Origin of the sequence: Paraburkholderia phytofirmans OLGA172, assembly GCF_001634365.1 — a bacterium.
GTDB lineage: Bacteria > Pseudomonadota > Gammaproteobacteria > Burkholderiales > Burkholderiaceae > Paraburkholderia.
Genome location: NZ_CP014578.1, coordinates 2,835,046 through 2,847,284 on the forward strand (window position 1 = coordinate 2,835,046; position 12,239 = coordinate 2,847,284).

At 63.2% G+C, this 12,239-nt stretch carries 9 protein-coding genes; 2 read left to right on the forward strand and 7 right to left on the reverse strand.

Annotated elements, in window-relative coordinates:
* The first annotated feature begins 27 nt into the window (after positions 1–27).
* Positions 28–2,361, forward strand: a complete 2,334-nt coding sequence (locus tag AYM40_RS12375; RefSeq protein WP_236720837.1) for a DUF1989 domain-containing protein — start codon at positions 28–30, stop codon at positions 2,359–2,361.
* A gap of 83 nt (positions 2,362–2,444) precedes the next feature.
* On the opposite strand, the gene AYM40_RS12380 is transcribed toward AYM40_RS12375, so the two are convergent.
* From AYM40_RS12380 to glnT, 6 genes are all read right to left on the reverse strand, one after another.
* Positions 2,445–4,262: a bifunctional protein-serine/threonine kinase/phosphatase gene (locus AYM40_RS12380; RefSeq protein WP_082855072.1), complete on the reverse strand. Its 1,818-nt coding sequence runs from the start codon at positions 4,260–4,262 to the stop codon at positions 2,445–2,447.
* Positions 4,263–5,708, reverse strand: coding sequence for an APC family permease (locus tag AYM40_RS12385; RefSeq protein ID WP_063496477.1), 1,446 nt, complete (start codon positions 5,706–5,708; stop codon positions 4,263–4,265).
* A gap of 80 nt (positions 5,709–5,788) precedes the next feature.
* Complete coding sequence (locus tag AYM40_RS12390) at positions 5,789–7,150, reverse strand: FMN-binding glutamate synthase family protein (RefSeq protein WP_063496478.1); 1,362 nt, start codon at positions 7,148–7,150, stop codon at positions 5,789–5,791.
* Positions 7,151–7,175: 25 nt separating this feature from the next.
* Positions 7,176–7,865, reverse strand: a complete 690-nt coding sequence (locus AYM40_RS12395) for a protein glxC (protein ID WP_063496479.1) — start codon at positions 7,863–7,865, stop codon at positions 7,176–7,178.
* Positions 7,853–8,761 carry a class II glutamine amidotransferase gene (locus tag AYM40_RS12400; protein ID WP_063496480.1) on the reverse strand — a complete coding sequence of 303 codons (909 nt, stop codon included), beginning with the start codon at positions 8,759–8,761 and terminating at the stop codon, positions 7,853–7,855. The genes AYM40_RS12395 and AYM40_RS12400 overlap by 13 nt, the downstream gene beginning before the upstream one ends.
* Positions 8,762–8,772: 11 nt before the next feature.
* Positions 8,773–10,161: a type III glutamate--ammonia ligase gene (gene glnT / locus AYM40_RS12405; protein WP_181448369.1), complete on the reverse strand. Its 1,389-nt coding sequence runs from the start codon at positions 10,159–10,161 to the stop codon at positions 8,773–8,775.
* Between the two features lie 223 nt (positions 10,162–10,384).
* On the opposite strand from glnT, the gene AYM40_RS12410 reads away from it, so the two are divergent.
* Entirely contained in the window at positions 10,385–10,990 is a 606-nt protein-coding gene (locus AYM40_RS12410; RefSeq protein ID WP_063496481.1) for a helix-turn-helix domain-containing protein, read from the forward strand.
* A 258-nt stretch (positions 10,991–11,248) separates the two neighbouring features.
* Here AYM40_RS12410 and AYM40_RS12415 read toward each other — a convergent pair whose 3' ends face one another.
* Entirely contained in the window at positions 11,249–12,214 is a 966-nt protein-coding gene (locus AYM40_RS12415; RefSeq protein WP_063496482.1) for a LysR family transcriptional regulator, read from the reverse strand.
* Between the last annotated feature and the right edge of the window lie 25 nt (positions 12,215–12,239).

Here is a 12,239-nt window from a genome sequence, read left to right on the forward strand (position 1 = left end):
GGGAAGAACATGCTGATACGCACCCCCATGAGCTCGCGCCCCGCGGAGCCTGCGCTGTTTGCGCGCGAGGCCGGACGCGAACGATATCGCGTGGCGGGCGGCGGCCTCACGGTCGTCGCGCTCACGCCCGGCGATACCTTGCAGATCGTCGATATCGAAGGCCGGCAGCCCTGCGAACTGATGGCGTTCGATGCGCAAGGCAAAGCCGCGCTGGGCGCGCTCGAACTGCGAGCCTCGGCCGACGCATCATTCATTGCGAGTCTTTTGCATGACGGCCCGCCCACGACTGTGCTGACCGGTCTACTCAAGCGCGGCGTCGATGCGAGCGCACGGCAGCCCGCGGCGACCATCTGGAGCGGCGATACGCCGGCGGGTTTTACCCGCGAGCTCGTGGCCGCCGGAGCACTGCTCGTCATCGTCGCCGCGCCGGGCATCGCAAGCGCAATCGATTCGCAGAATCCGCCCACCGGTTTGCGTCTCACGATCGATCGCGCGAATCCCGCGCTGCTCGCCGCGCCGCCGCTTCCCGCTCCGCTGGCCGACGTACTGAACGACTTCACGATCCGGCCCGGCATGGCCACCGCGTACACGGTGCGCGCGGGGGAATACATTCAGGTGCTGGACGTCGCGGGCCGGCAATGTTCGGATTTCGTCGCCTTCGATCTCGCCGCGCTGGATCGAAACGAAGAACTCGACCTCGACCAGACCGTGACGAGAACGCTGAACGGCAATGCGTATCCCGCACCCGGCCTGTTCTCGAAGTTCTTCAATCGACGCATGCAGCCCATGCTCGAAGTCGTACGCGACACGGTGGGACGTCACGACTCATTTGCACTGGCGTGCGCGGCTCGCTATTACGAAAGCCAGGGCTACTTCGGCCATAGCAACTGCAGCGACAACATGAGCCGCGCCCTCACCGCTTTCAACGTGGCGCCGCGCCCCGGCTGGCCCGCGATCAATTTCTTCTTCAACACCGGCATCAACGCACATCAGCAGATGACGCTCGATGAACCGTGGTCGCGCCCCGGCGACTACGTGCTGATGCGCGCGCTGACCGATCTCGTCTGCGTGAGCTCCTCCTGCCCCGACGACATCGATCCCGCGAACGGCTGGAATCCGACCGATATCCAGATCCGCGTCTATCCGAACAAGGAACGTTTCTCCATTGCCATGGCTACCCGAACCACGCCCGATGCCGAACCGGTCCTGACCCGCGAGTCAGGCTTTCATGCAAAGACGTCGGCGCTCACCCGCCATTTCACCGACTATCGCGGCTGGTGGCTGCCCACGCACTACGAGGGTTTCGGCACCGTCGAAGAATACTTCGGCTGCCGGGAGCGCGTCGCCATGATGGATCTGTCCGCGCTTCGCAAGTTCGAGATCATCGGTCCCGACGCGGAAGCCCTGTTGCAATACTGCCTGACGCGCGACGTCCGGCGCCTCGCTGTCGGTCAGGTCGTGTATTCGGCGATGTGTTATCCGCACGGCGGCATGCTCGACGACGGCACGCTGTTGCGCCTTGGTCCGGACAATTTCCGCTGGATTTGCGGCGAAGACTACGCCGGTGTCTGGCTACGCGAACAGGCCGCAGCGCTCGGCATGAAAGTGTGGATCAAATCGGCCTCGGATCAGATTCACAATCTGTCGATTCAGGGACCGCTGAGCCGCGAGTTGCTCAAGCAGATGGTGTGGACGCCGCCCACCCAGCCGGCGCTCGAGAACCTCGGCTGGTTCCGCTTTCTGGTCGGCCGGCTCGACAACTACGAGGGCTGTCCAATCATGGTCTCGCGCACTGGCTATACCGGTGAACTCGGCTATGAAGTCTGGTGTCATCCGCAGGACGCCGAACGCGTGTGGGACCGCCTGTGGTCGACTGGGCAACCACTAGGCATGGTCCCGCTCGGACTGAACGCGCTCGATATGCTGCGCGTCGAAGCCGGCCTGATCTTCGCCGGGTACGAGTTCACCGACGAGACCGATCCGTTCGAAGCAGGCATCGGCTTTTCGGTGCCGCTGAAGAGCAAAGCCGACGACTTCATCGGTCGTGACGCGTTGCTTGCCCGCAGTGCGCATCCGCGGCACAAGCTGGTCGGGCTGGAACTCGACGGCAATGAGCCAGCGCATCACGGAGACTGCGTGCATGGGCAACACAACGCGCGGGCGCAGATCGGCGTGGTCACGAGCGGCGTGCGTTCGCCGATACTCGGCAAGAACATTGCGCTGTGCCGGATCGACATCACCCATGCCGAACCGGGCACGCATGTGCAGATTGGCAAGATCGACGGACATCAGAAACGCATCGATGCGCGAGTCGTGGCGCCGATCTTTTACGATCCGGACAAGAGCCGCGTCCGCGCCTGAACGGCAGCAGCACGGGCCCCGGCGTGCGCAAAGGCGCGCGGCTTGCGCCAGGTGGCGCGGCGGGGCGGCGCCACCAACCCCGCTCAATGCCGCATCAAGGACCACAATAGCAGCGCCAGCAACAGCACCACGACCATCTGCCAGAACAGCACCGGATCGCTCTCGAGCAAGGGCTTGCGCCGAATCGGCGCCATCGCGTCCCGACCGCTCGAGAAACGTTCGAGGTCAGCGCAGACTTCGAGCACGTCCTGATACCTGCGCGCCGGATCGGGCTGCAGGGCTTTCTCAAGCACCAGGTCGAGCCATTGCGGCGCGTCCGGCCGGTACTGATAGAGCGGCACGCGGCCATTAAAACCATAGGGCAGCTTGCCGCCGCTAAACAGCCGGTACAGGGTCACGCCATACGCGAACACCTCGGAGCGCGCATCGCCCTGTGCGCCCTTCATCAATTCAGGCGCCATATAAGCGGGCGAGCCCGGTGCGACGTCGGGGCCCGGCAACTGCATGCCGGGCATATAACCGAAACCGAGATCGAGCAGGCGCGTGCTATTGCCCCACATCACCAGCACGTTCTCGGGTTTGATATCGCGATGGAAGATATTGCGGCGATTCAGCACGTCGATCGAACGGCCCAGCTGCCGCGCGATCTCGAGCGCACGCGGCAGCGCCATGGGCTGAGGCGCCGCCAGCAGTTTTTCGAGCGTGATGCCTGCGCCGAGCGGCATCACCACATAGAGCCGGGTTTGCCGGTCGGCATCGACCGGCATCGGCGCGAGCACGCCATCGTCGCCGATCTTGCCGGCCAGCCAGCGCTCGCGCACGATCGACTGGCGCACGTTCTCGTCCTGCTCGACACGCGGCTTGGGAAACTTGAGCGCCAGCGGCGTGCTCGGATCGGCCAGATCGTAGCCGGCGAAAATCCGCGAATAGAAGCCATCGCTCAACACGCTCTTGAGCAGATATCCATCGACCACGTCGCCGGCGTCGGGCACGGCCGGAATCGGCAAGGCGCCGACCACCCGCTCAAGGTAACCGACATCGAGCAAAGGCAGCTCGCCCACATCGAGCACCGCGCTCGTCACGTCGTCATGCGAGCCGCGCGTCACCGCCAGCGCGCCGAGCCGGCGTGCAGTTTCGAGCGCACCGCTGCGCGCCGCCAGCACCGTCTGCAACTCGCGCATCGGCACGCGGCGATAGAGCCCATCGGAGCACATCAGCAGGCGGTCGCCCTCGCGCAGCTCAAGGGTTTCGATGCGCGTCACCAGCGTCGGAAGCATGCCGACCGCATGCGCCACATAAGAACCGAAGGCGACTGGCACCACGTCGTCATCGCCAAGCTGGGTCAATTGGCCATCGCGCAGCAGATACAGCCGCACATCGCCGGCCGCCACCAGATACGCGGTAGCGCGACGCACGATCAGCGCCGCAAAGGACGCCGCCATCTGCGCCAATGCGGGATCGACGCGGCCGATCTGATGCAGCCAGCCGTGTATTGCCTCGAGCGCGCGTGCAGCGGCCACGCCGGGCTGCAAGGTGTCGGGGAGCCCGTAATAGGCATCGATAAAGGTCCGCACCGAGAGTTCGGCCGCGACCCGGCCGCCCTTGCTGCCGCTCACGCCATCGGCCAGCGCGATCACGCTGCCACGCGCGGCGCGCCCCGCCAGATCGCCGAGCATCACGCCGACGTAGTCTTCGTTGATGTGATCCTGCCCGCGGGCGCGGGCAGGGCAAGAGACACAGCCGATCTCGAGGGCGGCGCACTCGCCGCGCTCCGGCCGCAACTGCAAGTCGATTTCCTGGCCGCCCATGCCGCGACGGCTAGCAGGCCTTCCCTCTGGATCGTCTGGCATCCGGCCCGTGTTCGGTGCGGGCAAGCTATCCGGAGAGAAGGGTTCACTCATTTACTTTTTGCCGTGGGTCATCACGTCGCTTGTTTCCAGATCGTGCTCGATCTTCTCGAGCACCTGCGGCGAGCGCTTCTTGAGCATCAACAACCAGACTGCGCCAACCAGCATATACGCAACGAACAGATACGGCAGGATGTTATACGGATAATCGGGCACCGGATACACGCTGCCGATCACCGCGCCGACCATCGCCAGTGCGCCGAGCACGCCCCACAGCACGTTGATCGACTTGAGCTCGCCCTGCTTCTTCAGGTAGATCGGCGCCGAGATCGCAACCAGAAAATACGTGACCAGGAAGCCGAAGGTCGCGAACGTGCTGGTATAGCCGAAGGTGTTGAGCGGACCCGTGCCGAGCATCGCAATACACACGACGAAGGTCACGATCGAGGAAAACGCCACGGCCAGGTACGGTGTCTGGTGCGTGCGGTGCACCATACCCATCGAGCGGTGCACGAACTGGTAGCGGCCCATCGAATACAGCAGGCGGCTGGACGAGTTGATGCACGCAAGCACGCACGAGAACGCGCTGACCGAGGCGATCAGATAAAACACCGGGCCGAGCGGCGAGGCGCCGACGCTCGTGAGCAAGGTGTTGAGCACGGCCGAGTCGCCGCCGAGCTTGGCTGCGTCGTCGTGATAGGCGATCGTCATCGAATAGGCCACAAACATAAAGAACAGGCCCGACAGGATCAGGCTCCAGACCACCGCACGCGGAATCACGCGCAGCGGGTTCCTGGTTTCCTGGCCGAGCGAGGCCGCGCTTTCGAAACCCACGTACGAGAAGATGCCGAGCACCATGCCCTGCGCCATGCCCTTGCCGCTCACGCCCTGCAACCCCAGCTGCGCATGGTCGATGATATGGTCCGGATGCAGTGCGAGCACATAGATCAGCACACCGCCCACGATCACCACCGAAGCGGCTTCGATCGCCAGCGACAGACGCGAGGAGAGCTTCACGTCACGTGCCGAGAAGAACCAGGCCAGGCCGACAAAGATCGTGTAGACCGCCCACGACGGGATATTGATGCCCCAGGCGGAAAAAGCGTTCTGCACGAACACCACGCCTGCGGCGCCAACCCCCATCGCAGTACCCACGTATGCCGCGATCATCCCCCAGCCGGCAATGCCGCCCGCCATCGGTCCAAGCGCGCGCGAGATATAGATAAAGAACGAACCCGCCGTCGCGATCCGGCTCGAGAGCGCGATGATGCTCATGCTCACCAGCAGCAGCCCGAGCGTCGAAAGACCATAAATGAACCAGGTCCCCGCGCCGGCCAGCGCCGCGATCGCGGTCACATTGATCGACGGCGTGAAGGTCGGAGAAAGGTTCGCGATGGATTGGCCGATCACCTCGGAAAAACCTAAAGTACCGGCACGCAAGCCGCCTGACGATGCGGGCGCTACTGGCGCTGCTTGCGTGCTGCTTTGCGGAGTGCTCATATGGGGCTCCTGATGGATTGGTGAATCAAGGTTGAATACGCTCAACTCTTCCACAGTCAAAAAAATCGAAACAACTTAATTCATTTTGTCCACCCGGGAATCCACGAAGTACCCGCGAGCGGAATGCGCGCCATTGCCGCCGCCTCGACCGTCAGCGCGACCAGATCCTCAGGTTCGAGGTGATGGACGTTCTGCTTGCCGCACGCACGCGCGATCGTCGTCAGTTCCATATTCAGCGTCTTCAGGTAGTTGCGTACGCGGCGCGACCCTTCATCCGGCTGGACACGTTGTTCGAGCACCGCGTCCTGCGTGGTTACGCCGACCGGGCACTTGCCCGTGTGGCAGTGATGGCAGAAACCCGGCGACGTGTTCAACGCCGCGTAATCCGCCGCTGCCGGATGCAGTGCGCCGTTCTGAAAATACGTATCGCTGTTGCAGCCGAGCGCCATCAGCATGCCCTGCCCGATCGCCACCGCGTCCGCGCCGAGCGCCAATGCCTTCGCCACGTCAGCACCGGTGCGGATGCCGCCCGATACGATCAGTTGTACCTGGCCTTTCATATTCAGATCCTCGAGCGCATCGACGGCCTGGCGAACCGCGGCCAGCGTCGGAATGCCGACGTTCTCGATGAAGCAGGTCTGCGTCGCCGCCGTGCCACCCTGCATCCCGTCGATCACAACCACGTCCGCGCCCGCATGCACCGCAAGCTTGACGTCGTTGAACGTGCGGGTTGCGCCGACCTTCACGTAGATCGGTTTTTCCCAATCGGTGATTTCGCGCAGTTCCTGAATCTTGATCGCCAGATCGTCCGGGCCGGTCCAGTCAGGGTGACGGCTCGCCGAACGCTGGTCGACGCCGGCCGGCAAGGTGCGCATCGACGCGACGCGTGGATTGACCTTCTGCCCGAGCAGCATGCCACCGCCGCCCGGTTTCGCGCCCTGGCCGATCACGATTTCGATCGCATCGGCGCGGCGCACGTCGTCCGGGTTGAAGCCATAGCGCGACGGCAGGCACTGATAGACCAGCGTCTTCGACGAGCGGCGTTCTTCCTGCGTCATGCCGCCGTCGCCGGTGGTGGTCGAGGTGCCCATCGCGGTCGCGGCCTGGCCGAGCGCTTCCTTCACGTTCGCGGACAGCGCGCCGAAGCTCATGCCGGCAATCGTGATCGGAATGTCGAGCACGACCGGTTTCCTGGCAAAGCGGGTACCGAGCACTGTCTGCGTTGCGCATTTCTCGCGGTACCCTTCGAGCGGATAACGCGACAGCGATGCGCCGAGAAACAGGAGATCGTCGAAATGCGGCACGCGGCGTTTCGCGCCCAGACCGCGAATTTCATAGAGGCCGCGCTGCGCGGCCGAGTGGATATAGTCGATCGTCTTGCGGTCGTAGCCTTGCGACTCTTCCTGCTGCAAACGGGCGAAGTGAACGGGTTTGGCTTCCATGGAGACCTTCTTCGAGAGCGTGTATTCAATATTCCTGGTTCGCGTCGGCGTTCCAGTGATAGAGCGTGCGAGCGGAGGCGATCCGTTTGAACGACGCCGGGTCGTGGTCCATGCCGGCGGCGGTGAGCAGTGCGCGCACCGCGTCGATATCCGCCTGCGTCATCGGCTCGTACTGCGCGTCCGCGCCGAGCGATTTCACTTCGCCGCGCACGTACAGCACCGCTTCGTAAAGCGAGTCGCCGAGCGCATCGCCCGCATCGCCGCAGATCACCATGCGCCCGGCCTGAGCCATGAACGCCGAGAAGCTGCCGACCGAGCCGCCCACCACGATGTCGCCGCCCTTCAGCGAAATACCGCAACGCAGGCCCGCATCGCCGTCGATCACCAGCAGACCGCCATGCGCGGAAGCGCCCGCGCCGTTCGAGGCAAACCCCTTCACGTGCACCTTGCCGCTCATCATGTTTTCCGCGACGCCGGTGCCCGCGCTGCCGTCGATCTCGATCGTCGCGTGTTTGTTCATGCCGCCCGCGTAATAGCCGGCGTGACCTGCGATCGTCACCCGCATCGGCGCATCCACACCGACCGCGAGGTTATGCGCGCCGTTCGGCGCGACGACCATCACCGCCTGGCCTTCCAGTTCGCTCGCTGGTTTGTGCAAGAACTGGTTCAACTCACGGACCGTCGTGCGCTCCAGATCGAAAGTCAGGCTTTCCATACATACATCTCCTCAGGTGCGGGTTCGAAGACCCTGGCGTTCTTGATATCGGGCAGATGCGCGAGCGAACGGAACTCGGAAGCGATCGCGACGTAGTCGTCGTTTTCCGCGACCACCGCCGGCTTGCACGCGAACGGGTCACGAATCAGCGCGAGTTCGGTCGAGGTGCCCATCAGGAACGTGTAGAAGCCGTCGAGTTCTTCGAAACCCTTCTGCAATGCGACCGGCAGCGTGTCGCCTTCGCGCAGCCGCCATTCGAGAAAGCGGCAGGCGGCTTCGGTGTCGTTGTCGGTATCGAAGTGAATGCCTTGCGGTTCGAGCTTGCGGCGCACACCGTGCGCGTTGGACAGCGAACCGTTGTGAACCAGGCAGAAATCGTCGCCGGCCGTGAACGGATGGGCGCGGTCGGGCGTGACCGCCGATTCCGTCGCCATGCGTGTATGGCCGACCAGATGCGAGCCCTTCAGGTTCGCAAAGTCATAACGCCCGGCGACTTGCGACGGCGAGCCGATATCCTTGTACAGATCGATCGACCGTCCGCTCGAGAGCAGATACAGCTTCGGATAGCGTTCGCGCAGCCACGTCTTCACGCGCTCGACGTTGCCTTGCACCGTCAGCACCGCATGATTGCCCTTCGCATCGACGCGGGCGGTCACGTCCATCGCCGCGTTCAATGCATCCAGCAGCGGTTGCCATGCGAAGTCCGCGCCTTCGTCGGTGAAACCCGCGTAGATGCTCAGCTTGCGCTGACTCGCATCGACCGGTTTGCCGAACACCGCGAGGCCCGCCGAATCCGGTCCGCGCTCGGTCATGCCGATCAGCATCGGCACCATCAGTTCGCCGAGCCGTTCGCGCAGTGCCGGCGTTTTGACCAGCAAGCCTACAATTCCGCACATAGTGCTTCTCCTTAGAAAAACTCGAGGTAGGTCTTCAGTTCCCAGTCCGATACGTGGCGCATGTATTCGAGCCACTCCATCCGTTTGAGCTTGAGAAATTCATCGGCAACCGGGCCGAGCGCGTCGCAGATCACGCGGTCGCTTTCGAGCGCATCGAGCGCCTGCTCGAGGTTCTGCGGCAGCACGCCGATGCCGTGTTCGGAGAGTTTCATGGGCGACCAGTCGTAGAGGTTCTCGTTAGCCGGTTCGCCCGGCGACAGAGCGCGGTCGATGCCGTCGAGCCCCGCAGCGATCACTGCTGCCGTTGCCAGATACGGATTGCAAGCGCCGTCGGGCAGTCGCAGTTCGATGCGCTCGCCGGGCATACGCACCATCGTCGAGCGGTTGTTGTCGCCGTAGCTGATGTACGCCGGCGCCCACGTTGCGCCCGTCAGCGAGCGGCCGACCACCAACCGCTTGTACGAGTTCACGGTCGGATTGCACAGCGCGGTCAGAGCCGGTGCGTGCGCGAGCAGGCCGGCCGTGAACTGGTAGCCGAGCTTGGAGAGACCCATGCCGAGCTGGTCCGACGGATCCGCGAACAGATTGCGCTCACCATCGCCAATCGACATATGCATATGCATGCCGTTGCCGGGACGGTTCGCGAACGGCTTCGGCATGAACGAGCAGATCATGCCGAGTTCATTGGCGATCTCGGAGGCCGCCATCTTGAAGAACACGTAGTGATCGCACGAGGTCAGGCAATCGGTGTACGTGTAGTTGATTTCGAACTGACCGTTCGCGTCTTCGTGATCGATCTGATAGACGTCGATGCCGACCGCGCGCATCGATTCGGTGAGCTTTTCCAGAAAGACGCGCGTGCGCGACAAGCCTTTGTAGTCGTAGCACGGTTTGGCGAGCGTATCGCTTGGATCGCACGGCTCCAGCGTGCCCGACGCCGAACGTCGCAGCAGCGAGAATTCTGGTTCGAGGCCTGTGAAGAGCGTCCAGTTGCGCTCGCTCATGCGAGCGACCTGCTTCTTCAGTGTCACCCGGGAATCGTATTGCCAGGCCTCTCCATCCACGTGACCGTCGCAGACGATCCGCGCGAGGCCCGGCTGCCAGGGCACTGGCGTGAGCGTCGTCAGATCGCCCACGGCCATGTAGTCGGGACCATTCGGCGCGATGCCGACGCCCCAGATCGCAAACCCCGCGAAGCCGGCGCCGGCTTTCAGCACGCTCTTCAGATGACTGACCGGCACCGACTTCGCCTTGGCTACCCCGTGAATATCCACAAACTGCGCCAGCACGTACTTCACGCCCTGCTGCGTCAGATACGCTTGCGCCTCTTCCGCCGAGCCGAAGCGGGGCACGCATCCGAGCTCGTTGACCGGCAGCTTGCTCGCATCGTTCAGGTTCATCGCCACTCCTTGCAACTGCATCTTTCGTGGTTTGGAAAGCCACACGCGGTGCGTGTGACCGGGTTATGCAACACGCTCTCGAACGCCGGTTGCGGCGCGCTTCAAGCCTGTCTTCAATCAGCCGGGTACTTTATTGACGAGCAACAAAGATTCCCCAGGTGAAACTCTTTGCGCGCGACCCGGCGCTGTAATCTGCTACGCTTTCCTTTTCCGTGAGGCCTACATGCAACCCGGTGAAGACAACAAAACGCCGCTCGAACGCTACCTTGGTAACACCATCCGCGAACTACGCCAGCGCCACGGCCTGACCATTGCTCAGGTTTCCGCCCAGGCCGGCATCAGCCGCGGCATGCTCTCAAAGATCGAGAACGCGCAGACTTCCGCAGGTCTCGAGGTCCTCAACCGCATCGCCCAGGCGCTCGGCGTTTCGCTCTCCATGCTGTTCCGCAATTTCGACGTGCCACAAGGCGGCGCACAACTCGTCAAAAAAGGCGGCGGCATGGAAGTGGTTCGCAAGGGCACCAAAAGCGGCCACACCTATCACCTGCTTGCCTACGACCAGGGTCCGCGCAAACTCTTCGAACCCTTTCTGATCACGATGGAGGACGAGGCTGAACGCTTTCCGGTGTTCGAGCATCCGGGCACCGAGTTCATTCACATGCTCAAGGGTGTGCTCGAATACCGCCACGGCCAGCACACCTACATCCTGCATCCCGGCGACACCCTCACCTTCCAGGGCGAGATACCGCACGGTCCGGAACGCCTGATCAAGACACCCATTCAATTCCTGTCGATCTTCGTGTATCCGCAATCGAGTGCGGCTGACTGATCGCTCGCCGTCTCCATTGCAACCGACGCCTCTATCAATGCAACGTTTGTGCCATGTTTATCTGAGTGAATCAAAGATTCCCACCGATAAACGCTTTGGGCGCCACACGCCGTTCCTGACATCTATGCTGAAAGGCTCGTCAGCCTGACTGCGGTGCACATCGTTGTTGTGACTGGTGCGACTTTGCACAAAAACGAGGTGTGCGGTTAAGCAGCGTTAAAAGCAACGCTTATACAAACCGGCGCTATAGCGCCTGAATCAGCGCAATGCATCGTCCGGCAGATCGGGCAGTGCCCGCGCGAGCGACGGTTGAATCGCGTTGTCCAGCACGCCGCGCGTCAGCATGACGATGTCGCCGGCGAACTGATCCCACTCGCCCTGCCGATGCAGCAGAAAAAAATCGCGCCGCCCGAGACGGCTCGGCGGCAACGGCATCACCGCGATATCGTCCAGATAGTGCCGTGCCTGCCACAGACACAAGGGCGTCGAAATCGCAAAGCCCACCCGCGCGGCCACCAGACTCAGCAAAGGGTCGGTCGCGTCGAACTCGTAACGCCGCGGACTGTTGATGCCGAGATGGCGCGCGAAACGCTCGATCTGCTGGCCGATCACCGAGCGCGCCGTATAGCGGATCAGCGGCAGTTCGAGCGCGAGCGTGCGCCAGTCGATATTGCGGCGTCCGCTCAAGTGGCTACGCGCAACCACCACCACGAATGCCTCGGAAAACAGCGGCACTTCGACGATCCGTGCGTCGTTCAGCGTGGTTTGCGTGCAGATCGCGATATCCAGTTCGCGGTCGTGCAACTGCTTGCTCAGGCCCGGCGTGAGACCAGACCACATGGAAATCTGCCGCTCGGAATTCGACACCGCGCGGATCAGTTCAGGCCCGACGGTCGCCGCAAACGAATCGACGCAGCCGAGGCGCACCGGCATCTTGCCCGTATGTGACGCATCGCCGATGCGGGCGCTCACCATGTGCGCGTGCTCGATCAACGGGCCCGCCAGTTCGAGCAGCGCGCGCCCCACCACGTTCGGACGCGGCGGGCGGCTCTCGCGGTCGAACAATGTCAGGCCCTGGTCGCGCTCCAACGCGGCGATCGACTGGCTGATCGCGCTCTGGCTCACGCCGAGCTGCTTTGCGGCGCCCGTCATCGAGCCGCTGTCGCAGACAGCCACAAAAGCCTGCAACGCGCGCAGATCGATCGGGGTCGGGGTTCGTCTCATGAAATGCTCCGCTCGCGTGGGTGAC